This is a genomic window from Microbacterium sp. ZKA21, assembly GCF_050434165.1.
Classification (GTDB): domain Bacteria; phylum Actinomycetota; class Actinomycetes; order Actinomycetales; family Microbacteriaceae; genus Microbacterium.
Genome location: NZ_JBNPVV010000008.1, coordinates 129,873 through 154,045 on the forward strand (window position 1 = coordinate 129,873; position 24,173 = coordinate 154,045).

The 24,173-nt window shown below is 69.7% G+C and carries 19 protein-coding genes; 10 read left to right on the forward strand and 9 right to left on the reverse strand.

The genetic code is table 11. The features are described from left to right. Window positions 1–18: 18 nt before the first annotated feature. Complete coding sequence (locus M2317_RS15855; RefSeq protein WP_429461786.1) at window positions 19–714, reverse strand: GTP pyrophosphokinase; 696 nt, start codon at window positions 712–714, stop codon at window positions 19–21. Window positions 715–774: 60 nt separating this feature from the next. Further along, window positions 775–1,848, reverse strand: a complete 1,074-nt coding sequence (locus M2317_RS15860) for a VanZ family protein (RefSeq protein WP_429461788.1) — start codon at window positions 1,846–1,848, stop codon at window positions 775–777. A gap of 117 nt (window positions 1,849–1,965) precedes the next feature. On the opposite strand from M2317_RS15860, the gene M2317_RS15865 reads away from it, so the two are divergent. The 8 genes from M2317_RS15865 (at window position 1,966) to M2317_RS15900 (ending at window position 12,525) form a co-directional block, all read left to right on the forward strand. Further along, window positions 1,966–4,005, forward strand: coding sequence for an APC family permease (locus tag M2317_RS15865; protein WP_429461789.1), 2,040 nt, complete (start codon window positions 1,966–1,968; stop codon window positions 4,003–4,005). A 166-nt stretch (window positions 4,006–4,171) separates the two neighbouring features. Then, entirely contained in the window at window positions 4,172–4,261 is a 90-nt protein-coding gene (locus M2317_RS15870) for a potassium-transporting ATPase subunit F (RefSeq protein ID WP_429461791.1), read from the forward strand. Then, on the forward strand, window positions 4,261–5,940 hold the full coding sequence (gene kdpA, locus M2317_RS15875) for a potassium-transporting ATPase subunit KdpA (protein WP_429461792.1): 1,680 nt from the start codon (window positions 4,261–4,263) through the stop codon (window positions 5,938–5,940). Before M2317_RS15870 ends, kdpA begins: the two co-directional genes overlap by 1 nt. A gap of 1 nt (window position 5,941) precedes the next feature. Continuing rightward, a complete protein-coding gene (gene kdpB, locus M2317_RS15880) occupies window positions 5,942–8,092 on the forward strand; it encodes a potassium-transporting ATPase subunit KdpB (RefSeq protein WP_429461794.1) in 2,151 nt (716 codons plus the stop codon). 27 nt (window positions 8,093–8,119) lie between these two features. Next, complete coding sequence (kdpC, locus tag M2317_RS15885; protein ID WP_429461796.1) at window positions 8,120–8,728, forward strand: potassium-transporting ATPase subunit KdpC; 609 nt, start codon at window positions 8,120–8,122, stop codon at window positions 8,726–8,728. Further along, a complete protein-coding gene (locus M2317_RS15890) occupies window positions 8,725–11,265 on the forward strand; it encodes an ATP-binding protein (protein WP_429461798.1) in 2,541 nt (846 codons plus the stop codon). The genes kdpC and M2317_RS15890 overlap by 4 nt, the downstream gene beginning before the upstream one ends. Next, window positions 11,262–11,933, forward strand: a complete 672-nt coding sequence (locus M2317_RS15895; protein ID WP_429461800.1) for a response regulator — start codon at window positions 11,262–11,264, stop codon at window positions 11,931–11,933. Before M2317_RS15890 ends, M2317_RS15895 begins: the two co-directional genes overlap by 4 nt. Window positions 11,934–11,952: 19 nt before the next feature. Further along, window positions 11,953–12,525 (forward strand): GNAT family N-acetyltransferase, encoded by a 573-nt coding sequence (locus tag M2317_RS15900; RefSeq protein WP_429461802.1) that lies wholly within the window; start codon window positions 11,953–11,955, stop codon window positions 12,523–12,525. 54 nt (window positions 12,526–12,579) lie between these two features. On the opposite strand, the gene M2317_RS15905 is transcribed toward M2317_RS15900, so the two are convergent. The 5 genes from M2317_RS15905 to M2317_RS15925 form a co-directional block, all read right to left on the reverse strand. Next, a complete protein-coding gene (locus tag M2317_RS15905) occupies window positions 12,580–14,631 on the reverse strand; it encodes an iron ABC transporter permease (protein WP_429461804.1) in 2,052 nt (683 codons plus the stop codon). Further along, a complete protein-coding gene (locus tag M2317_RS15910; protein WP_429461806.1) occupies window positions 14,628–15,662 on the reverse strand; it encodes an ABC transporter substrate-binding protein in 1,035 nt (344 codons plus the stop codon). The genes M2317_RS15905 and M2317_RS15910 overlap by 4 nt, the downstream gene beginning before the upstream one ends. Window positions 15,663–15,670: 8 nt before the next feature. After that, window positions 15,671–16,528 carry an ABC transporter ATP-binding protein gene (locus tag M2317_RS15915; RefSeq protein WP_429461808.1) on the reverse strand — a complete coding sequence of 286 codons (858 nt, stop codon included), beginning with the start codon at window positions 16,526–16,528 and terminating at the stop codon, window positions 15,671–15,673. Window positions 16,529–16,613: 85 nt separating this feature from the next. Then, entirely contained in the window at window positions 16,614–19,442 is a 2,829-nt protein-coding gene (locus M2317_RS15920) for an ATP-binding protein (RefSeq protein ID WP_429461809.1), read from the reverse strand. A gap of 59 nt (window positions 19,443–19,501) precedes the next feature. Beyond that, complete coding sequence (locus M2317_RS15925) at window positions 19,502–19,855, reverse strand: hypothetical protein (protein ID WP_429461811.1); 354 nt, start codon at window positions 19,853–19,855, stop codon at window positions 19,502–19,504. A gap of 200 nt (window positions 19,856–20,055) precedes the next feature. Between M2317_RS15925 and M2317_RS15930 the strand changes: the two genes are divergently transcribed. After that, window positions 20,056–20,730, forward strand: coding sequence for a rhamnogalacturonan acetylesterase (locus tag M2317_RS15930; protein ID WP_429461813.1), 675 nt, complete (start codon window positions 20,056–20,058; stop codon window positions 20,728–20,730). A 307-nt stretch (window positions 20,731–21,037) separates the two neighbouring features. On the opposite strand, the gene putP is transcribed toward M2317_RS15930, so the two are convergent. Beyond that, on the reverse strand, window positions 21,038–22,573 hold the full coding sequence (gene putP / locus M2317_RS15935; protein ID WP_429461815.1) for a sodium/proline symporter PutP: 1,536 nt from the start codon (window positions 22,571–22,573) through the stop codon (window positions 21,038–21,040). 105 nt (window positions 22,574–22,678) lie between these two features. Continuing rightward, window positions 22,679–23,239, reverse strand: coding sequence for a TetR/AcrR family transcriptional regulator (locus M2317_RS15940; protein WP_429461817.1), 561 nt, complete (start codon window positions 23,237–23,239; stop codon window positions 22,679–22,681). Window positions 23,240–23,330: 91 nt separating this feature from the next. On the opposite strand from M2317_RS15940, the gene M2317_RS15945 reads away from it, so the two are divergent. Further along, a complete protein-coding gene (locus tag M2317_RS15945; RefSeq protein WP_429461819.1) occupies window positions 23,331–24,173 on the forward strand; it encodes an alpha/beta fold hydrolase in 843 nt (280 codons plus the stop codon).

Below are 24,173 nucleotides of genomic sequence, written 5' to 3' on the forward strand. Positions count from 1 at the left end.
CGCGGGCGAACCTCGTCTTCAGACCTGGACGATGCGGGGCGGCGGGGGCGCGAGCTGGCGGTTCGGCGATCCGTGGGCCTCGCGGTGCAGCCGCTCCATGCGGACATCGAGCTCGGCGGCGGCGTCAGCGGCATCCGACAGGCTGTCGACGAGGTGCGACGGAACCTGGTTGGAGAACTTGTAGTAGATCTTGTGCTCCAGGCTCGCCCAGAAGTCCATCGCGATGGTTCGGAACTGCACCTCGACCGGGACCGAGAGCGCACCGGTGGACAGGAACACCGGCACCTCGAGGATCGCATGCAGGCTCTTGTAGCCGTTCGGCTTCGGGTTCGCGATGTAGTCCTTCACGACCCGTACGGTGATGTCGTTCTGCGCCGTGAGCAGATCGAACAGGCGGTACACGTCGGCGACGAAGCTGCAGGTCACGCGGACGCCGGCGATGTCGGTGATCTCCTCGCGGATGCGATCGAAGTCGGGCTCGGCGATGCCCTTGCGGGCGATCTTCTCGACGATGCTGTCCGGCGACTTCAGCCGGCTCTTGACGTGCTCGATCGGGTTGTAGGCGTGGTCGTGCGTGAACTCGTCCCGCAGGATCGAGATCTTCGTCTCGACCTCGCGCATGCCGAACTCGTATTCCCGCAGGAAACGCTGGAACTCATCGCGGAGCTCCTTGGTCTGGCGGATCGCATCGTCGGAGACGTCAACGGTCGTCATGCGATCGACGTTACGGGTTCGTGATCGGAATCGGCTGTGCGTTCGCGATGAGCGCGCGCCTCATCGCGACCCGGATGTCGGAGCCGCTGCTCTCGCGTCTTCCAGCTGCCGACCGGAGAGCAGCCCCGGCAGGCCGCGCCCGCCACGGGTCGTGAACAGCAGCACGCAGGCGAGCAGGATCAGCAGCGATGACAGCGCATCGAACACGCCGCCGAGCAGCTGCAGCGCCCAGAGGCCGCCGATGCCGCCGGCCCAGCGCAGCATCCTGGCGAGGGGTTCCGGCATCCGCCCGCCCCGGTAGCGCAGCTGCACCGCGTGGTCGCCGACGGACCGGCCCGTCACCAGGATCACCGCGAGCCAGGCACCCGAGGCGACGGCGATGCTCAGCGCTTCGGCGATCCGCCCGTCCAGCACCGCCTCACGGTCGCCGGCCACGTACTGCAACCACAGCTGCGCACCGACGCCGATGCCGGCCGCGACGAACCAGTACCCGAGCACGTCGCACAGCATCGCGACCGCGCGACGTCCGCGGGTCACGCGACGCGGCAGCGCGGCATCCGCCCTCGGAGCCATGCCCCGCATCGAAGGCGGGACGACGAGGGCGGCGACCGAGCCGACCACGGCACCGAGCGTGTTCGTCATGAGGTCGCCGACGTCGAAGAACCGGTACGCGCACGGGTACAGCCCCCAGACGCCGGTCAGCTGGGTCGTCTCGATCAGCAGCGAGAGCCCGAATCCGACCAGGAGGGAGGTCGGGATGCCGCGGCCGCCGAGCACTCGCAGGAACGCGCCGAGGGGAACGAACAGCAGCACGTTGAAGACGAGCTGCAGCAGTGCCGGCTGGGTGAGCGGGTTGCCTTCCGCGGTGAACGCCTTCTGCACATCGCGCACGACGGCCGCAGGATCAGTGATCGCGCCGACGCAGCGGATCGCGTCCGGGTCGGGCAGCGGCAGCAGCGTGTAGGTCCAGATCGCCCAGAAGTAGACGAGCGCTGCCAGCCACAGCAGGGTGCGTCCGAGACTCAACCGCCCGCGGCGCCGATAGCTGATGGCCACGAACGGCACGAACAGCAGGATGCCGAAGCCGACGCCGATCGCGATGGCGATGACCGCCAGCAGAACCTGATCCCCCACAGGGCGCCAGTGTATTCCCCGCGCCGTGTGAGGATTCCGTAAGGGAGCCCGTACGGGCCGTAGGGATCGCGTGAGGATCGCGCACGGATCCCGCGCGGCGGCGTAGCGTCACCGGACGTGACGAACGAGACACGTGAACCGCAGCTGGTCAAGCGCATACTGCTCGGCGACCCGCTTTCGTCGGAGGAGAGCGCCGAGCAACTGCTGCCGAAACGGCGAGCGCTGCCCATCTTCGCGTCGGATGCGCTCAGCTCCGTGGCCTATGCACCGCAGGAGCTGGTGATGATCCTGCTGATCGGCGGGCTCACGTTCCTCTCGTTCACTCCGATCGTGGCCGTCGCGGTCGTCGTGCTGCTGATCGTCGTCGTGCTGAGCTATCGCCAGCTCATCAAGGCCTACCCGTCCGGAGGCGGCGACTACGAGGTCGCGCGCAAGAACCTCGGCGAGATCCCCGGCGTCGTCGTGGCATCCGCGCTGCTGGTCGACTACGTCCTGACCGTCGCCGTGTCGGTGGCATCGGGGGTCGACAACATCATCTCGGCGCTCCCGGGGCTGGACCCGGCGCGCGTCGAGCTGGCCGTCGGCTTCGTCGTGCTCATCATCATCGTGAACCTGCGCGGTGTCCGCGAGGCGTCGTTCGCGTTCGCGATCCCGACATACATCTTCATCGGTTCTGTCGGCGTCATGATCGTCACCGGCCTGATCCGCACGCTCCTGGGCGACGCCCCGGTGGCATCGAGCGCGGAGTTCGCCGTGCACGCCGAGGACCTCAGTCAGGCGGCCGTGATCCTGCTCATTCTGCGCGCGTTCTCCAGCGGCTGCTCGGCGCTCACCGGCGTCGAGGCCGTGGCCAACGGGGTCCCGGCCTTCCGCGCGCCGAAGGTGCGCAACGCCCAGGCCACGCTCGTGCTGATGGGCTCGATCGCCATCGGCCTGTTCGCCGGTCTCACGGCGCTCGCGCTGATCAGCGGCGTGCACTACGCGGAGGATCCGTGCGCCCTCATCGGGTTCGACTGCGCGACCCCGCAGCCGAGCCTGATGGCGCAGGTCGCGTCCGCCACCTTCGGCGGGGGCACCATCCTGTTCTTCATCGTCCAGGCCGCGACCGCCTGCGTGCTGCTGCTGGCCGCGAACACCGCGTTCAACGGCTTCCCGCTGCTGGGCGCCGTGCTCGCCCGCGACGGCTACGCGCCGAAGGCGCTGAACACGCGCGGAGACCGGCTGGTGTTCTCGAACGGCATGATCCTGCTCGGCATCGCCGCGATCGCGGTGCTCATCGTCTTCCAGGCGCGGCTGACGACTCTGATCCAGTTGTACATCATCGGCGTCTTCGTCTCGTTCTCACTCGGGCAGATCGGGATGGTGCGCCATTGGCGGCGGATGCTGAGGGCCGCCGCCACCTCGGCATCCGATCGCCGTGGGGCCCGGCTGGGACTGGTGATCAACTCCGCCGGCGCGACCCTCACGGTCCTCGTGCTGGTCATCGTCACGATCACGAAGTTCACGCACGGGGCGTACCTGGTGTTCTTCGCCATCCCGGTCCTCGCGTTCCTGATGATGGGCGTGAAGCGGTACTACCGCGACGTCGACCATGAGATCGCCATCGACGACACGACGCGCTTCGGATCGACCGGCGACGTCGCGCTGGTCCTCGTCAACAAGCTGCAGAAGCCGGTCGTGAAGGCGCTCGACTACGCGATCGCAGCCAAGCACGGCAAGACCGTCGCCGTGCACGTGGCCGTCGAGGGCGACGAGGCCGCCCAGCTGCAGCAGGAGTGGGCGGACCACCTCATGCCGGTGCCGCTGATCATCCTGCAGTCGCCGTACCGCTCGTACGCCGAGCCCGTCGCGCAGTTCATCGCGCAGTACCGCGAGAAGCACGGCCCGTCGGTCGTCACCGTGTATCTGCCGCAGTACATCGTCGGGCACTGGTGGGAGACCTTCCTGCACAACCGGCGCGCCCGGCGCGTGGCCACGCAGCTCATGCTCGTGCACGGCGTGACGATCACGCTCGTGCCGTGGCTGCTGGATTCGTCCGAGATCATCTACGGGCGCCGCTCGCGGCCCCTGCCCGGACAGGAGCGCGCCGGCCGGCCGGTCGTCGCGAACGGCCGTCGTGCTCATCGGCCGGCGGGGCCCCCGGACGCCGAGGCGTGAGCATCCCGCATGGTTCCGACCCGAACACGTAGGGATGCCGTGAGGATCGATGCCGCCCCCGCGACGCAGGAGTTGTATCGGGTCTCGTGCTCGATCTTCTCTATCTCGCGCTGACTCTCGCGCTGTTCGCCGTCGTCTCGTTCGTCGCGAAGGGGGTGGAACGGCTGTGATCGTCCTCGAGATCGCGGCCGTGGCTCTCGCCCTCGCCGCCGTCGTCTACCTCGTCATCGCCCTCGTCCTTCCGGAGCGCTTCTGATGACCGCCACGATCTGGCTCGGCATCCTGCAGGCGGCGACCCTCATCGCCGTGCTCGTGGTGCTCTACCGCCCGCTGGGCGACTACATCGCCCGCACCTATGCCTCGCCGCGGCATCTGCGCGTCGAGCGGTGGACCTACCGGGCGATCGGCGTCGACGCCGAATCGGAGCAGACGTGGCGGGCGTACGCCCGCGGCGTGCTGATCTTCTCGGTCACCGGGCTCCTCCTCGTCTACGCCCTGCAGCGGGTGCAGGCGGTGCTTCCGCAGTCGCTCGGGCTCCCCGCCGTGCCGGAGGGGCTGGCCTTCAACACCGCGGCATCCTTCGTCGCGAACACGAACTGGCAGTCGTACTCGCCCGAGCAGACCATGGGGTACACGGTTCAGCTCGCCGGTCTCACCGTGCAGAACTTCGTCTCGGCCGCGGTCGGTCTCGCCGTCGCCGTCGCGCTCATCCGAGGCTTCGCGCGGCGCGGCGCGACCACGATCGGCAACTTCTGGGTGGATCTCGTCCGAGGTCTCGGACGCATCCTGCTCCCGATCGCCGCGCTCAGCGCTCTGGCGCTCATCGCCGGTGGCGTGGTGCAGAACTTCGCCGGCTTCACCGAGGTGACCTCGCTCTCGGGGGCGACGCAGGCGATCCCCGGCGGCCCTGTGGCGTCGCAGGAGGCGATCAAGCTGCTCGGCACCAACGGCGGCGGATTCTTCAACGCGAACTCCGCGCACCCGTTCGAGAACCCGACGGCGTGGACCAACCTGCTCGAGATGGTGCTGATCCTCGCGATCCCGTTCTCGCTCCCCCGTGCGTTCGGACGCATGGTCGGCGACGACCGCCAGGGATACGCGATCGCCGCGGTCATGGGTGTGATCTTCCTCGTGTCGACCTTCGCCCTGTCCGCCTTCGAACTGGCCGGCCGCGGCTCGGCACCCGAACTGGCGGGAGCTGCGATGGAGGGCAAGGAGCAGCGCTTCGGCATCCTCGGATCCGCGCTGTTCGGCAGTGCGTCGACGCTGACCTCGACCGGTGCGGTGAATTCGATGCACGACTCGTACACGGCGCTGGGCGGCATGATGCCGATGATCAACATGATGCTCGGCGAGGTCGCCCCCGGCGGCGTCGGCTCCGGTCTGTACGGGATGCTCGTGCTGGCCGTGATCGCGGTGTTCATCGGCGGGCTGCTCGTCGGCCGCACCCCGGAGTACCTCGGCAAGCGCATCGGACCGCGCGAGATCAAGCTCGCCAGCCTCTACATCCTGGTGACGCCCGTCCTCGTCCTCGGCGGCACGGCGCTGAGCTTCGCGCTCCCCGGCATCCGTGAGGATGTCGTATCGACGAGCATCCTGAACCCCGGTGTGCACGGCATGAGCGAGGTGCTCTACGCGTTCACCTCCGCCGCCAACAACAACGGCTCGGCGTTCGCGGGTCTGACCGCCAACACGCCCTGGTTCAACACCGCCCTCGGGATCGCGATGCTGCTCGGGCGGTTCCTGCCGATCGTGCTCGTACTCGCGCTGGCCGGTTCCCTCGCCGCGCAGGAGCGCATCCCGGCGACCACGGGGACCCTGCCCACCCACCGGCCGCAGTTCGTCGGCCTGCTCACCGCCGTCGCGGTCATCGTCACGGCTCTCACCTACTTCCCGGTCCTCACCCTGGGACCCCTCGCCGAAGGACTCGTCTGACATGGCACTGCTCACCTCCTCCGAAAGCCCGGCGCCGGACCTCGCCGAACCGGCATCCGATGCGTCCGCCCCGCGCCGGGCGTTCGGCTGGCGTCCCCTCGTCCAGGCCCTGCCCGGTGCGGCGCGCAAGCTCAACCCCGCGACGCTCGTGCGCAACCCCGTGATGCTGCTGGTCTGGGTCGGCGCCGCCTTCACCACGATCCTCGCCGTCGCCGAGCCGTTCCTGGCCGGTGCGGCCGAGTCCGGCGGCACGCCGGTCCCCGCCGGCTTCACGTGGGGCATCGCCGCGTGGCTGTGGCTGACGGTGTTCTTCGCGAACATCGCGGAGTCCGTCGCCGAGGGCCGCGGCAAGGCGCAGGCCGCCACACTGCGCAAGACCAGGACGAGCACCCTCGCCCGTCGCGTGGTCGGCTACGACGCGGCGACGGATGCCGATGCGCATCGCGCGCCGACCACCGATGTGGCCTCGTCGGAACTGCAGCGGGATGACGTGGTCGTCGTCGAGGCCGGGGAGCTGATCCCCGGCGACGGCGACATCGTCGCCGGCATCGCGACGGTCGACGAATCGGCGATCACGGGCGAGAGCGCACCGGTCATCCGCGAATCGGGCGGAGACCGCAGCGCCGTCACCGGCGGGACGCGCGTGCTGTCCGACCGGATCGTCGTGCGCATCACGTCGAAGCCGGGCGAGACGTTCGTCGACCGCATGATCGCGCTCGTCGAGGGCGCGAACCGGCAGCGCACGCCCAATGAGATCGCGCTGAACATCCTTCTCGCGAGCCTGTCGATCGTCTTCGTCGTCGCGGTGCTCATGCTGAACCCGATCGCGTCGTTCGCGGCCTCCCCGGTCAGCATCCCCGTGCTCATCGCCCTTCTCGTCTGCCTGATCCCGACGACGATCGGCGCGCTGCTGTCGGCGATCGGCATCGCCGGCATGGATCGGCTCGTGCAGCGCAACGTGCTCGCGATGTCCGGACGCGCCGTCGAGGCGGCGGGCGATGTCACCACGCTGCTGCTCGACAAGACCGGCACCATCACGTACGGCAACCGCCGCGCCGACGAGGTCGTGCCGCTCGACGGCGTCGACGAGGCCGAGCTGCTGCGGACCGCCGCGTTGTCGTCGCTCGCCGACCCGACCCCGGAGGGCTCATCGATCGTCGAGCTCGCCGGAGCACGCGGCATCCGGATCGACCAGCCGGCGGACGCCGTGATCGTGCCGTTCACGGCGCAGACCAGGATGAGCGGGCTGGATCTCGCCGACGGGACGCAGATCCGCAAGGGCGCCGGCTCCGCCGTGAGCGGCTGGCTCGGTCTGGGCGCTGCGGATGCCGAGCTCACCCGACGGACGGATGCCGTCGCCGGCAGCGGCGGGACCCCGCTCGTCGTCGCCGTGAAGGCTGCGGACGGCAGCGGCCGGGTGCTGGGCGTCGTGCATCTCAAGGACATCGTCAAGACGGGCCTGCGCGAGCGCTTCGAGGAGCTGCGATCGATGGGCATCCGCACCGTCATGATCACCGGCGACAACCCGCTCACGGCCGCCGCCATCGCGCAGGAGGCCGGTGTCGACGACTTCCTCGCCGAGGCGACACCGGAGGACAAGCTCGCGCTGATCCGCCGCGAGCAGGAGGGAGGGCGGCTCGTCGCGATGACAGGTGACGGGACGAACGACGCGCCGGCGCTCGCGCAGGCGGACGTCGGAGTGGCGATGAACACGGGCACGTCGGCGGCCAAGGAGGCCGGCAACATGGTCGATCTCGACTCGGATCCGACCAAGCTCATCGACATCGTCCGGATCGGCAAGCAGCTGCTCATCACGCGCGGCGCACTGACGACGTTCTCGCTGGCGAATGACATCGCGAAGTACTTCGCGATCATCCCTGCCATGTTCATGGGGGTGTTCCCCGGGCTCGCCGCGCTGAACATCATGCAGCTGCACTCCCCGGCCTCGGCGGTGACGAGCGCGATCGTCTTCAACGCGATCGTGATCGTCTTCCTCATCCCGCTCGCCCTCCGCGGCGTCGCGTACCGACCGGCGAGCGCCGCGCAGATCCTGCAGCGCAACCTCCTCGTGTACGGCCTCGGCGGCGTCATCGCGCCGTTCATCGGCATCAAGCTCATCGATCTCGTCGTCAGCCTGCTCCCCGGCTTCTGACGCTTCACACTTCTGGAAAGGCAGATCATGTCTCAGTCCCGCACCACGGTGCGCACCGTCGGCGTCGCGATCCGCGCGATGCTCGTCTTCACACTCGTTCTGGGCGTCGGCTACACGCTCGTCATCACCGGCATCGGACAGCTCGCGATGCCGTGGCAGGCGAACGGGTCCCCGGTCGCCGATGAGAAGGGCACCGTCGTCGGCAGTGCACTGATCGGCCAGTCCTTCGCGGATTCCGACGGGGAGGCCCTGCCGGAGTACTTCCAGTCCCGCCCCTCGGCGGCCGGGTACGACGGACGCGGCTCGACCGGCAGCAACCTCGGGCCGGAGAACCCAGAGCTCGTCGCCGCGATCGACGAGCAGCGGCACGCGATCGCTGAGCGCGAGGGCGTGCCCGTCGCGGACGTCCCCGCGGACGCCGTGACCTCATCCGGGTCGGGCCTGGACCCGCACATCAGCGTCGACTATGCACTCCTGCAGGTGCCTCGCGTCGCCGAGGAGCGCGGTATGGAAGAGACCGAGGTGCGCACCCTCGTGGAGTCTAGGATTCAAGGGCGGGACCTGGGGTTCCTCGGCGAGGAGCGCATCAACGTCGTGGAGCTGAATCTGGCACTCGACGGGCAGGAGGGCTCATGACGGAAGGACGCACGACGCGTCGCGGCCGCCTCCGAGTCCTGCTCGGGGCGGCCCCCGGCGTGGGGAAGACCTTCGAGATGCTCGCGGAGGGCAACCGACTCCGGGAGGACGGCGTCGACGTCGTCATCGCGTACGTCGAGGCGCACGGGCGCAGCGCCACCGCGGCGCAGGCAGCGGGGCTGCCCGTGGTCCCGCGGCATGTCGAACAGCATCGCGGCGTCGAGCTCACCGAGATGGACGTGACCGCCGTGCTCGCCCGCGCGCCGCAGATCGCACTCGTCGACGAGCTCGCGCACACGAATGCGCCGGGTTCCCGCAACCCCAAGCGCTGGCAGGACGTCGACGAGCTGTTGGATGCCGGGATCGACGTGATCACGACGGTCAACGTGCAGCACATCGAATCGCTCAACGCCGTCGTCGAGAAGATCACCGGCATCGCCCAACAGGAGACCATCCCGGATGCCGTGGTGCGCGGCGCGGACGAGATCGAGGTCGTCGATCTCGCGCCGCAGACCCTGCGCGACCGTCTGTCGGCCGGGCTCGTCTACCCCGCCGAGCGCATCGATGCGGCGCTGTCGAACTACTTCCGCCTCGGCAATCTCACCGCTCTGCGCGAGCTGGCCCTGTTGTGGCTCGCCGACGAGGTGGACAGCGCCCTGCGCACCTACCGCGCCGAGCAGGGGATCGAGGGCAGCTGGCAGGCCCGTGAACGCGTCGTCGTGGCGCTCACCGGCGGCCTGGAGGGCGAGACACTGCTGCGTCGGGGAGCGCGCATCGCGGCCCGTTCCGCCGGCGGTGAGCTTCTCGCAGTGCACGTGTACTCGCAGGACGGATTGCGGCGCGATGTGCCTGGCGCGCTGACGACGCAACGGTCGCTCGTCGATTCGCTCGGCGGCAGTTATCACCAGATCGTCTCGGACGACGTGCCCGAGGCACTGGTGGACTTCGCGCACACGGTGGATGCCACGCAGCTCGTGATCGGCGTCAGCCGGCGCGGGCGTCTCGCCGCAGCGCTGACGGGCCCCAGCGTCGGCACCGAGGTGATCCGCCGGTCCGGCGACATCGACGTGCACATCGTCACGCACGCCGCGGCCGGCGGGCGCGCAGCACTGCCGCGGATCACCGGGGGCGCTCTCGGGTGGCGCCGGCAACTGCTCGGATTCGCCGTCGCGCTGGTGTTCGGTCCTCTGCTCTCCTGGCTGCTGTTCTCACTGCGCAGTCCCGAATCGATCACGTCGGAAGTGCTCGCGTACCAGCTGCTCGTCGTGATCGTCGCCCTCATCGGCGGCATCCGACCGGCCGTATTCGCCGCGGTGCTGTCGGGCATCACACTGGATGTCCTGTTCGTCGCACCGCTGTACACCGTGACCATCGCGCATCCGCTGCACGCGATCGCCCTGCTCCTGTACGTCACGATCGCCATCCTCGTGAGTCTCATCGTCGACCAGGCAGCTCGCCGCGCTCGTGACGCGCAGCGGGCGACGGCGGAGGCCGAGCTGCTCGCCTCGGTGGCCGGGAACGTGCTCCGCGGGGAGAGCGCCGTACTCGCCCTCGTCTCGCGCACCCGCGAGGCGTTCGGCCTGAGCGGGGTGCGGCTCGTCGCGCGCGACGGCGTCGTGATCGCCCGCGATGGCGAGCCGTTGCGCGACGGGCGATCCACGACCTACCCGGTCGGCGCCGTGAACGGCGAACCCCGCGCCACGCTCGAACTGCACGGCGGGCCGCTGGATGCGCCGTCGCGGCGCCTGCTCGACGTGATCATCGCGCAGCTCACGGCGGCCATCGAGCACACTGACCTCAGCGCGACGGCCCGCGAGGCCGAGGCCCTCGCCGAGACGGATCAGGTGCGCAGCGCTCTGCTGTCGGCGCTGAGCCACGATCTGCGCCGACCGCTCGCTTCGGCGGTCGCGGCGATCGGGGGCCTGCGCGGCACCGGCCGGATGTCCGCCGCGGATCGCGCCGAGCTGCTCGCCACAGCGGACGAGAGCCTCGAGACGCTGTCGAAGCTCGTGACGGACCTGCTGGACGTCAGCCGCGTGCAGGCCGGTGTCCTGGCGGTGTCGACGACGTATGTGGACGCCGGCGGAAGCATCCTCGCCGCCCTCGATGAGCTCTCCCTGGGCCCCGCGGATGTCGAGCTCGCACTGGATGCCGAGCTGCCGCCGCTCAGCGCCGACCCCGTGCTGCTGCAGCGCGTGCTGGTCAACCTGCTCGCGAACGCGTTCCGCCACTCCCCCGATGGCGAACGCGTGCTGGTGTCGACGAGCCGGCTGGGCACGAGGGCCGAGATCCGCGTCGTCGATCGGGGCGTCGGCGTCCCGCAGGAGCGACAGGGGACCATGTTCCAGCCGTTCCAGCGCTTGGGCGACACCGACAACTCGACCGGACTCGGGCTGGGGCTCGCGCTGTCGCGCGGATTCACCGAGGGCATGGGCGGTACCCTGAGCCCCGAGGACACCCCAGGGGGAGGCCTGACCATGGTGGTCTCGCTCCCGCTGTCCGAGCCGGATATCGACGGAAGAGGAACCGCGGGATGAAGCTGCTCATCGCCGATGACGATCCGCAGATGGTGCGGGCGCTGCGCATCACGCTGGCCGCGCACGGATACGACGTGGTCGCCGCGGCGGACGGAGCCGCCGCCATCGCGATGGCGGCGCAGACGCACCCCGACATCATCCTTCTCGACCTCGGGATGCCGCGGCTCGACGGGATCGAGGTGATCCAGGCGCTGCGGGGATGGACGACCATCCCGATCATCGTGGTCTCCGGACGCACTGGTTCCGGAGACAAGGTGGATGCGCTGGATGCCGGCGCCGACGATTACGTCACGAAGCCCTTCCAGGTGGATGAGCTGCTGGCCCGGCTGCGCGCGCTCTCGCGGCGCTCGGCGTCGACCGGGGGCGAATCGACGATCGCGTTCGGCGACGTCGTCGTCGATCTGTCGGCGCGGATGGTCACCCGCGCCGGCGAGCGCGTGCATCTGACGCCGACGGAGTGGCGGATGCTGGAGCATCTGGCGCGGCATCCGGGCGCTCTCGTCACCCGGCAGGAACTGCTCAAGGAGATCTGGGGCACCGAGCAGGTCGCGGACTCCGGGTACCTGCGTCTGTACATGTCGCAGCTGCGCAAGAAGCTGGAGCGGGAACCGAGCGCTCCCGTCCACCTGCTCACCGAGTCCGGGATGGGTTATCGGCTCGTGGTGTAGCGCCCCGTAGCCTGGGGCGATGACCGAGAACGCCTGGCCCGCCCGCACCGCGCGCTTGGAGATCCGCCGTGCAGCACCCGAAGACCTCGAGGCGATATGGGAGTACCGCCGACTCCCGGAGGTGAACAACTGGCTCGGCGGCGGAGCGGGATCGCTGGAGTACTTCCAGGAGCGCATGCGGGACCCCGACCGGTTGAACACGCTCTTCGCCATCACGCTCCTGCAGGACGGCGGAGCTCCGGTCATCGGCGACATCATGGTGCGTATCGGCGACGGCTGGTCGCAGCGCGAGGTGAGGGATCAGGCGGCCGGGGTCGAAGCCGAGCTCGGCTGGGCGCTGGCGCCCGCGTTCACCGGACACGGCTACGCGACGGAGGCCGTCCGCGCCGTGATCGATGTGTGTTTCGGCCCGCTCGGGCTGCGCCGAGTGCACGCCGGATGCTTCGCCGCGAACGAGGCGTCGTGGCGACTCATGGAGCGTCTCGGCATGCGCCGAGAGGAGTTCAGCCGCAAGACGGCGCTGCACCGCTCCGGCGAATGGATGGACGGCATGAATTACGGCATCCTCGCGGAGGAGTGGTCCGACCACTGAGCGAGCCCGTTCCCCTCGTCCGGCTCCGCCGTCCTCCCTCGACGAACGAACCGCTTACGCGTCGCGCGACCGCCAGAGCAGCCACACGAAGTACGGCGCACCGAGCAGCGCGACGACGAGCCCTGCCGGCAGCTGTTCCGGCGCGATGACCGTCCGCCCGATCGTGTCGGCGGCACCAACCAGCAGCGCTCCCAGCAGCACCGCGACCGGGATCACGCGTGCGTGCCGCGCCCCCACCAGCGCGCGAGCGGCGTGCGGGGCGACGAGTCCGACGAAGCCGATCACGCCGACCGCCGTGACGCTCAGCGCCGCCAGCACCGCCGCGGTCACGAGCAGCACGAGCCGTGTGCGCTCGAGACCGATGCCGACGAGGCGCGGAGTGTCCTCATCCAGCGCGAGCACGTCCTCTTCGCGACGCAGCGCGAAGGCGAGAGGCAGAGCGACCAGCAGGACGACGGCGATCGGGATGATCTGCTCCCACACCCGCCCATAGGTGGTGCCGGAGAGCCAGGTGTAGATCTTGGGCGTGTCCCAGGGGTTCGCCTGCAGCAGTACGAACGTCGTCAGCGCGACCGCTCCGTAGGAGACGCCGATCCCGATGAGGATGAACCGGTCGGCGTTGAGTCCCCGTCGCCATGCGAGCAGGTACACCAGCGCGAAGGCCAGCAGTGCTCCCACCACGGCCGCGGCGATCATCCCCGCCGTCGAGGCGACCGCGCTGGTGACGACGATCACGGCGCCGAGGCCGGCACCGCCGGTCACTCCGAGGATGCCGGGGTCGGCGAGCGGGTTTCGGCTGACGGCTTGAATGAGAGTTCCGGAGAGCGCCAACGCGGCACCGGCGCACACGGCCGCCGCGATGCGGGGCGCACGCTCGGACAGGGCGAAGGCGATCTGCGGCGGCGCCTGCCCCTGCAGCCACAGCGACACGTCGCCAGTGCGCAGCAGGCTCGTGCCGAGCAGCAGTCCGGCGACGACGATCCCGACGACGCCGACGACGGACAGCACGAGCACTGCCCAGAACCGCCCGCGGCTGCGCACGCCGAAACGCACCTTCGGAGGCTCGCGGGTGGGCCCGGCATCCCGCAGCCTGCGCGCCATCAGCACGAGGATGACGGCTCCGAGCAGTGTCGTCGCGACGCCGGTCGGGATGCTGATGGCCGCCTCGGCCCCGAGCAGCGCGCGCAGGAGGGCATCCGAGAGGATGACCACCAGCGCCCCGATGAGTCCCGAGGCCGGCAGGAGGAAGACGTGGCGGGTCAGCCCGGGGACCACCCGAGTGAGCAGCCGTGCGAGCACCGGAGCGCACAGCCCGACGAAGCCGAGCGGACCGGCGAGGGTGACCGAGATCGCGGTCAGAGCCACGGCGAACAGGATGCCGGCGGCGCGCGTCGAGCGGATCGGCACCCCCAGCGAAGACGCCGTGTCGTCGCCGAGCGCGAGCACGTCGAAGCGGCGCCCCATCAGGATCGCGACCGTGAGCACGAGCAGGACGATCGGAGCCGCCTGCAGGAAGGCATCCAGATTCAACTGGGTGAGCGAACCGCTCCCCCAGGCGAGCAGCCCTTTGGTCTCCTCCGAGAACAGGATGAGCAGGGTCGACGTCGCCGCCTGGAACGCCATCGCCAGCGCGGAGCCGGCCAGGACGAGTCTGGTGGTCGAGGACGCCGCGCCGCCCGCGAGGCCGAGCACGATGACCGCGCCGACGAGACCACCGGCGAACGCGACCGTCCCTGATGCCCAGATCGGCACGGCGATGCCGAACGCCGCGATCACCGTGACGGCGAGGTAGGAACCGGCAGTGATGCCGAGCGTGTCCGGCGAGGCCAGTGCGTTGCGCGACAGCGACTGCAGCAGCGTGCCGGCCACGCCCAGCGCGATGCCGACCGTGACACCGGCGGCGAGGCGCGGGATGCGCGAACCCCACAGCACGGTCTCGTCGGCGAAGACGGCGCCGCTCGTACCCTGCGTCAGATGCCAGAGCGACACCAGCACGAGCAGGATGCCCAGCGCGACCAGCGCTGAGACAGGACCGAGCCGCGCGGGACGCTGAGCGGTCGCGGCATCCGCGCCGGCCGGCGTGCCGCGCGTCTCGGCGAGCGTCACTTGCTCAGCGCGTCGACGTACGCGTCGATGATCTGCTGGGCCGAGCGGGGACCGCCGAAGGTCCAGATGCCGCCAGGGAAGCTGTAGACGCGCTCCTCGGTGACGGCGGGCAGCGACTCCCAGACGGGGTTGCTCTCGAGCGCCGAGAGGAAGTCGTCCTCGACCTCGGCCTCCGTGCCGGTGTGCAGCAGATTCGCGTCGCCGACGGCGACCATGCCCTCGATGTCCGTCTGACCGAGGCCGTACGCGGCGTCGACCTCGCCGGTCCACGCGTTCGTGAGCCCGAGCTCCTCACCGATCTCGCCGATGAGCGACCCCTGCCCGAACGGACGGATCGCGACGTTGCCGCCATCGACCCAGCCGTCGAAGAAGACGAAGTCGGTGGTGGCCAAGTCGGCATCCGCGAGATCGCCCTTGGCATCGGCCAGGTAGGCGTCGAACTCGTCGGTGACGACCTGGGCGCGCTCCTCGCGACCGGTCGCCTGCGCGATGAGGTCGAACGTCGCGAGCATCTTCGCGATCGGGTCGACCGCATCGGCGCCGATCGTGGCGAGCACGGGGACGTCGTACGCCTCGAGCTGGGCGATGATCTCGTCGTCAGCGCTGGATGCCTCGACGATCACGAGGTCGGGGTTGGTGGCGAACAGCGCCTCGAGGTTCGGCTCCTGGCGCGTGCCCACATCGGTGACGCCCTCGGGGAGCACCTCTGCGGTGTCCCAGGTCGAATAGCCCTCGGCATCCGCGACGGCGACCGGCGTGACGCACAGCGTGAGGGCATCCTCGATCTGCTGCCACTCCAGAATGGCGACGCGCTCGGCCGGCTTGTCGAGCTCGACGGTGCGACCGTAGTCGTCGGTCAGCGTAACCGCGTCCGTGGAGGTCGCGGTGTCGTCGGCCGAGCAGTCGGCGCTGACGACGGACTCGGGGGCGGCGGTGTCCTCCGCTGTGACATCGGTCGTTCTGCAGCCGGACAGCGCGAGCGCGAGGACGCCGAGCGTCGCGAGCGAGGCGAGGGGAGCCTTCTTCATCATTCCTCTGTTCAGATCGTCGAGGCGGCGGCCATGGCATCGGATGCCGAGCGGCGCCGCTCTTGGTGACGCCCGCGCGGGTACACGCGGACGTGGCCTGTCTCGGCGTCGACGACGGTGTCGATGCGCAGTCCGTAGACCTCGGAGAGGTTCTCGGAAGTGAGCACGTGTTCAGGGGATCCGGCCGCGCGGACGCGGCCGCGGTGGACGAGGACGACCTCGTCGGCGACGGATGCCGCGTGGTCGAGATCGTGCAGCACGACGCCGAGCGCGGTGCCGCGGTCGGCGAGGTCGCGCACGAGTTCGAGCGTCTCGATCTGGTAGCGCAGATCGAGATGGTTGGTCGGCTCGTCCAGGAGCAGGATGCCGGTGTCCTGGGCGAGGCAGGTGGCCAGCCACACGCGCTGCAGTTCGCCGCCGGAGAGCTCGTCGACCGCGCGGTGCGCCATCTCGGTGAGTCCGGTGAGAGTCAGCGCGCGCTCGATGGCCGCCCGGTCGGCATCGCTCACGCCCGAGAAGCGGCCGCGATGCGGGTGGCGTCCGAACGCGACGACATCACGGATCTCCAGGCCGGACGGATGCGGCCGCGACTGCGACAGCATCGCGACCGTGCGCGCGAACTCGCGGGCGTTGAGCGTGCGCGACTCGGCGTCGCCGACGTGCACGGTGCCGGCGTCGATCGGGTGCAGTCTCGCGAGTGAGCGCAGCACCGTGGACTTGCCGCTGCCGTTCGGGCCGATGAGAGCGGTGACAGCGCCGGGGCGCAACTGCAGCGAGACGTCGTGGACGACCCGATCCTTGCGATACCCGAGTGCCAGATTGTCGCCGCGCAGCGCGCTGACGGGGGCGTGAGGATCGGGTGCATTCACGTTAGGAGAGCCTAACCTATAGACGGATGCGCGCCAAGCCCGTGCCTCGTCTCGTCTCGTCTCGTCCGAGGCTCGAGGGCGAAGATCAGCGGCGGGCCAGGACCAGCGCCGCCTCGGTGCGCGTCGCGACGCCGAGCTTGCGGAGGATCGCCGACACGTGCACGCTCGCCGTCTTCGTGCTGATGAACAGGCGTTCGCCGATCTGGCGATTGCTGAGTCCTTCCGCCACGAGCTCGAGCACCTGCCGTTCACGAGCCGTCAGTTCGGGATCGTGAGCGGCTGCGCCGTGCGCGCCGGTCCGTGCGACCAGCTCGGCCACGGAGCGCTGCAGCCGATCGTGACCGATCTCGGCGGCGATGCGCCCCGCGTCGTCGAGATGCACGCCCGCCGTTGGGCGGTCTCCTTCCGTGAGCAGGACTCGAGCCAGCTCCAGCCGGACGGCCACCCGCACCACGGCCGGCATGTCGTCGACGTCGCTCGCGAGCACTGCGCCCTCGAGCGCCGACCGCTCGCCCTGCAGTAGTGCGCGCATCACGTCGGTCCACCCGGCGTCTTGGAGGGACTCCGGCTGAGCCTCCCAGGCGTCGCGGATCGCTGCGCCTGCAGCATCCGATTCGGCGCCGACGGCTCGCGCCTCGGCGACGGCCCATGCCCCCTCGATCAGCAGGCGGCGCTGGTTCGCGAGCGCGGGTCCGTCGTCCGCCACCATCCGACCGATCACGCCGAGGGCACCGGTCCAGTTGCCGCGGGCGATCGCCAGCGCGAAGTCCGCCTCGATCGCGTAGTACCAGACCTGCCGTTCCATGGGTGCGGTGCGCAGCAGCGCAGGCATCCACTCGTCCCACACCTGGCCGCCGTCGTCGACGCGCCCGCGCCAGGCCAGCGCGCGGATGCGCGACGTCGACAGATACAGCCCCGAGCGCTGCACGATGTGACGATCCGGCACCGTTGCGAGCAGACGCTCGACCTGCTCGATCTCGCCGAGCGCGATGAGCGGCTCGATCATGTTCTGGGTGAGCGCACCGCCCGAACTGCGCAGCACTCCGAGCTCGCGCACGCGTTCGAGCCCCTCTTCGGCGACGCGCAGCGCCGCACGATAGTGGCCCCGCAGAGTCAGCGAGTCGGAGTAGTTCACGCGGAACTGCACGCCCGCCCGCCCGCCCTGGGCGAGATGCTCCGCCTCATCGAACGCCCGTTGGCCGGAGTCCAGCTCGCCGAGCAGCATGAGCGAACAGGCGCGCAGGTTCAGCGCGATCGAACGCTCGCTCTCGTCCGCCGCCGATGTCGCCGCGCGCTCCGCGGCGGTCGCCGCGATGACCGAGGCGACCGAGCGTCCGGCGAGCATGTGCCGGCTCGCCAGTCCGTTGAGCACCGTGGCGCGCAGGTGGCCGTCGATGATCCCGTGCTCATCGAGCAGTGCGAGGGCGAGCTCGTACCCTTGCCTTGGACCGGGCCGCCCGAGGTTCGAGAGGTACTGAGCACGGTCGCGCACGAGACGGATGTGCTGCACGGGGTCGACGGTCTGCTCGTCGAGTTCATCCAGACCGAGCTGGACGACGGCGAGCGCCCTCTCGTCGTCGCCGGCGTTGCGCAGCACCGAACCGAGGGTGATGAGCAACGAGACACGGTCGATGCCCGCGGCGTCCTCCGCGTCGGGCACCTGTTCCCACAGCTCGAGCACGAGCTCGCCGAACCGGGCGGCGCTCGCGAACGCATAGCCGGACTTGGCCTGCCGCATCGCCGCCATCGCCGACGCGAGGGCCCGCCGGCGATCCTGCGCGAGGCGCCAGTGATACGCGAGCGACGCGTGGTTGCGAGACCCGTGCTCCTCGAGAGCCTCGGCGTACGACCGGTGCAGTCGCGCCCGCTCGCCGGGAAGCAGATCGTCGTGCACGGCTTCGCGCAGCAGCGCATGGCGGAAGCGGTAGTGCTCGTCGTCGACGACAAGGATGCCGCTCGCCGTCGCCTCTCTGATCGCCGCGTCGAGGCGGTCGTCGTCGAACCCGGTCAGCCGCGCGAGAAGCGGATGCGAGAGCGCCCGTTCGGCTCCCGCCGCGATGCGCACGACGGTCCTCGCGTCGTCGGCGAGGCGGTCGAAGCGAGTGAGCAGGAGTCCGCTCAGGCTCTCCGGCAGAGGTTCATCCGAGCAGCAGGCGAGCTCCTCGATGAAGAACGGGACGCCCTCGGCGCGCTCATGCATCCGCTCCAGCGCGGCGTCGCTCAGCCGTCGCCCGGAGAGCTGCTCGGCCAGGGCGCGCGTGCCATCGGCATCCAGTCGGTCGAGCACGATCCGCTCGACCAGGCGGGCGCGCCGGACGTCCGCGATGAATCGACTGGTCGCATCCCCGCGACGGACGTCTTCTGAGCGGCAGGTGAGCAGGAGGAGGACGCGGCCATGATCGAGGGTGCGCAGCAGGAACGACAACAGCGACAGTGTCGAGTCGTCCGCCCAGTGCAGATCCTCGACGAGGATGATCTGCGGACGGCGCGTCGCCGCGGCCTCGATGAGCGTGGCGATCGCGTCGCGGAGCGCTTCGGGGCTGGTGCGGTCGCGACGCACCGCCTCGGTCGAGAGTTCCGGCAGGAGCATGCGCAGCGCCTCGCCACCGGCGCCGACCGCGGTCAGCGCGTCGTCGGGCCCGAGGACCGACACGAGCGAGCGCAGGATGCCGATCAGCGGGCCGAACGGCGTCCGGGCGGCGCCGAGGTCGAGGAACCAGCCGGCGTGCACATCAGCCTGCTCGTCGACGGACGCCTGGAACTCGCGCACCAGCCGGGTCTTGCCGATGCCCGCCTCGCCTTCGATCAGCACGGTCGTCGGCTCGCCGGCATCAGCGCGCTCGAACGCGCGCATGACGTCGGCGAGGTCGGCGTCTCGGCCGACCATCGTCGACGTGAGCGTCGCGAGGGACATGCCTTCATCGTCCCACTCCCCACGGACATCCGGGGCGGGCGCAGTGACCGCTGTCGGCGTCACCGGACCGGCAGGACGAGGATGTCGGCGTCGGCGAGCGCGCTGTCGGCGGGCATGGCGTCTTCCGGCACTCGGGCCGCACCCAGGGGGAGCAGCCGAGTACGACCCGCCGGTTCGGCGGCATCCGTGATCGTCGCGGCCGTCCTCGAGTCCGCAGCCGCGGTCGTGCTGCGCGCCGCCGCCCGCGGGGATCCGCCGCGGGCGGCGGCACGCACACGGTCGAGCCAGCTCGGCCGTGGCACGCCCTGTGTCTCCAGGCGCTCGAGAATGGCGCGACGCCGCTCGACGGCACGGTTCAGCATCTGCTGCTCCTCGAGCATGGCGGTGATCGTGAGGGACGGGTGCTCGTACATGGTGGCTCCTCGGTAGGGATGCCTCCACACTCCGCTCTAAGGCACCCGGCGGACATCGGGCGAATGCCCTATTTCTCCCGGTCCGCAAGACTTGGCCTGCGGTGTGAGACTTACCCGGGGTGACCCTGTTTCGCCCCGCAAAGTACGTCTCGCGAACTGCACCGGTCGCGAGAAAACGTTTCCCGTGCCAGACTCGATCCGTGACCTACCATCTCGCAGGCGACTCGACCGTCGCACCGATGAAACCGCAGGAAGTGCCCATGAGCGGTTGGGGCCAGTTCCTCGAAGAGACCTCAGGCGTCTCCACCCGCAACCACGCGTTCGGGGGCGCCACCACCGAGTCGTTCATCGAGTCCGGATCATGGGAGCAGCTGCTCGCCGACGTCCGACCAGGCGACACCGTGATCATCCAGTTCGGGCACAACGATCAGAAGCAGCCGGAGCTGCTCGCCTCCCGCGGCGGCTACCAGGACCGCCTCCGCCGGTTCGTCTCCGACGTGCGCGAGCGCGGAGCGGATGCCGTGCTCTGCACGTCCTGCGCCCGGCGCTGGTTCGACGGCGACCGCGTCACGCCGACGCATGGCGACTATCCCAACGCCGTCCGCGATCTCGCCCACGAGCTGGATGCGCCGCTGATCGACCTGTCGGTGTTCACCACCTGGCTGTACGAGGACCTCGGCGACGAGGGGTCGGCCCGCCTGCTGTCGCACTACGCTCCCGGCGAGACGGCGGCATGGCCGGATGGGCTGACGGACGACACGCACTTCCGCATCGAGGGCGCCCGCAAGATCGCGGCGTTCGTCGCGGCATCCCTGCGCGGGATCGAGCGCCGCGACGGCGACCTGCCGCCCCGCGGCGGCGCGCTCGTGCACTGACCCCACGCTGTCCCCCGGCATCCCAGCCGTAGATCCCGGCCGCCCGCGCGTCCAGGTCGCACTTTCCGTCGGAATCCAAGTCAGCGCGGGTGTTCAGGTCGCAGAATCTGCCGCTTCGTTCGCGTCAGAACAGCAGAATTCGCGACCTGAACGGGCTCCAGCGCGCTTCAGAGCATAGGCTTCGCGAACCCAGCCACGGCGCACGAATGCAGCGGCTTCGCGCCTCGGACCGTCGGACCGCCGGCGCACGAGAGCACCGACTTCGGACTTCAGACCGTCGGTGCGCCGCACACCGTCCCGCCCGGGCTCAGGGCGTCATCCGGTCGCCCCGCGCACCCCGCCCGACGCCGTTCACCAGCAGCAGCGCTCCGGTGTCGCTGAACTCCTGCAGGATCTCCTGCTGGCGCTCCGACCCTGCGCGGTGCGTCAGCAGACTGACGACGACGGCCGCGATCATCGCGCACACGAACGCGGGCAGCAGCTCGTACATCTCCGGCCAGGCCGCATCCCAGATGAACACGCCTGCCGCGCCGACGAACATCCCGGCGAGCGCTCCCCAGTTGGTCAGTCGACGCCAGAACAGGCTGAGCAGGATCAGCGGGCCGAACGCCGCGCCGAACCCGGCCCAGGCGAACGACACCAGGCCGAGGATCGTGTCGTCGGGGACGAGCGCCAGGATGGCGGCGACGATCGCAACGGCGAGCACGGCGATCCGCCCGAGCAGGACCATGCGCTTGCCGTCCGGCGGCGTCTTGCGCATGACCTTGTAGAGGTCCTCGACCAGCGCGGACGAGCACACGATCAGTTGGCTCGAGATCGTCGACATGATCGCCGCGAGCACGGCGGCCAGCACGAGACCGGCGACGAACGGATGCAGCAGCGTCTGCGACATGACCAGGACCACGGTCTCGGGGTTCGCCAGATCGATGCCCTGCGACGCCATGTACGCGATACCGACGAAGCCCGAGAAGACGGCCCCGATCAATGAGATGATCATCCAGGTCATCCCGATGCGACGCGCGCTCTTCGCCTCGCGGGGGCTGCGCAGCGCCATGAAGCGCACGATGATGTGGGGCTGTCCGAAGTAGCCGAGCCCCCACGCCAGCGACGAGACGATGGCGAGCAGCGTGCCGCCGGTCAACGCGGTGCCGCCGAGGAACGACATGTGGTCCGGAGCGAGCTCCTCGACGTACGCGCCGACCTCGCCGAATCCGCCGACCGCGACGACGGCTGAGATCGGCACGACGATCAACGCGATCAGCATCATCAACCCCTGCACGACATCCGTGAAGGAGGCCCCGAGGAACCCGCCGAACAGCGTGTACAGCAGCGTGACGCCGGCCACGAGCGCCATCCCGAGCAGGTAGTCCGAGTTGAACGAGCTCTCGAAGAACACGCCGCCCGCGACCATCCCGGACGAGATGTAGAGGGTGAAGAACACCAGGATGACCACGCCGGCGAGGATCCGCAGCAGCCGCGACGAGTCGCGCAGGCGGTTCTCGAAGAAGCTCGGCACCGTAATGGAGTTGCGCGACACCTGCGTGTAGGCCCGCAGCCGCGGCGCCACGAGAAGCCAGTTCAGGTACGCGCCGATCGTCAGGCCGATCGCGATCCACGCCTCGATCAGGCCGGACAGGTAAATCGCCCCCGGCAGTCCCATGACGAGCCACCCGGACATGTCGGATGCCCCGGCGCTGAGCGCCGCCACCCACGGCGGCAGATTCCTGCCGCCCAGCATGTAGTCCTCGTGATCCGTCGTGCGCTTGAAGGCCACGTAGCCGATGATCAGCATGGCTGCGAAGTACAGCCCCAGCGCGATGAAGATGAACACCTGGTCGGACATCGTCGTCCCTTCCGTCGTGCGGTGAGTCCTCCGATCCTGTCAGGGACGGATGCCGAGGACCACCCCTAGCGGACGAGAACGGTGTCGGCGCTCACCGACGAAGCGTCAGGCGAGCGAAGCCGTGATGAGCACCTCCGCGGCGCTGCGCGCTTGGACAGCGGCCTGCGGATCACCGGAGATCGCCGCAGTGCTCTGCGCCCCCTCGGCGAGGATCGACAGCTGCGCGGCGAGCGCCTCCGAACCGCCGGCATCCTCGACGAGCTGGGCCATCGATCGCTGGAACGACGCCTTGTGGTCGCGGATGATGCGGGCGACCTCCGGGTGGGTTCCGCCCAGTTCGCCGAACGCGTTGATGAAGGCGCATCCGCGGAAGTCGTCGGTGCAGAACCAGTCCTCGAGATACCCGTACACGGCGAGCAGCCTGTCGCGCGGGTCGGCCCCCGCCGCCACCACGGCGCCGGACAGCGACGACTCCCATTCGCCGTGTTTGCGTTCCAGCACGGCGGACACGATCTCATTCTTCGAGGGATACAGGGCGTACAGCCGTCGCAGCGACACGCCGGCCGCCGCGCGGAGCTCATCCATGCCGACGGCGGCGTATCCCTTGCGGTAGTAGAGGTCCTCCGCAGCGGAGAGGATGCGTTCGCGCGCTTCGTTCTCGTCCATGAGAACATCCTACTTGACACGAGAACGATCGTTCTCTATTGTCGATTCCAGCAGCGAGAACGAACGTTCTCACCGAGACAGAGGAGACATCATGGGCTACATCACCGTCGGCCAGGAGAACAGCACGTCCATCGAGCTGTACTACGAGGACCAGGGCTCCGGACAGCCGGTCGTGCTCATCCACGGCTACCCGCTCGACGGCCACAGCTGGGAGCGCCAGACCCGCGAGCTTCTGGATGCCGGCTACCGCGTGATCACCTATGACCGCCGCGGTTTCGGGCAGTCCTCCAAGGTCGGCACCGGATACGACTACGACACCTTCGCGGCGGATCTGAACACGGTCCTCGAGACGCTCGACCTCCGCGACGCCGTCCTGGTCGGCTTCTCGATGGGCACCGGCGAACTCGCCCGCTACGTCTCCCGCTACGGCCACGATCGTGTCGCCAAACTCGCCTTCCTCGCCTCGCTCGAGCCATTCCTGGTCGCACGCGACGACAACCCCGAGGGCGTGCCCCAGGCGGTCTTCGACGGAATCGCCGCCGCGGCCAAGGGCGACCGCTACGCCTGGTTCACCCAGTTCTACAACGACTTCTACAACCTCGGCGAGAACCTCGGCAGCCGCATCAGCCAGGAGGTCGTCACCGCCAACTGGAACCTCTCGGTCACCAGCGCCCCCGTCGCGGCCTACGCGGTGGTGCCGGCCTGGATCGAGGACTTCCGCGCGGACGTGGATGCCGTCCGCGATGCGGGCAAGCCCACGCTGATCCTGCACGGCACGAAGGACAACATCCTTCCGATCGACGCGACGGCCCGCCGATTCCACCAGGCGGTGCCGGCCGCCGACTACGTCGAGGTGGAGGGTGCGCCGCACGGCCTGCTCTGGACGCACGCCGACGAGGTCAATGCCGCGCTGACCGCGTTCCTCGCGAAGTGA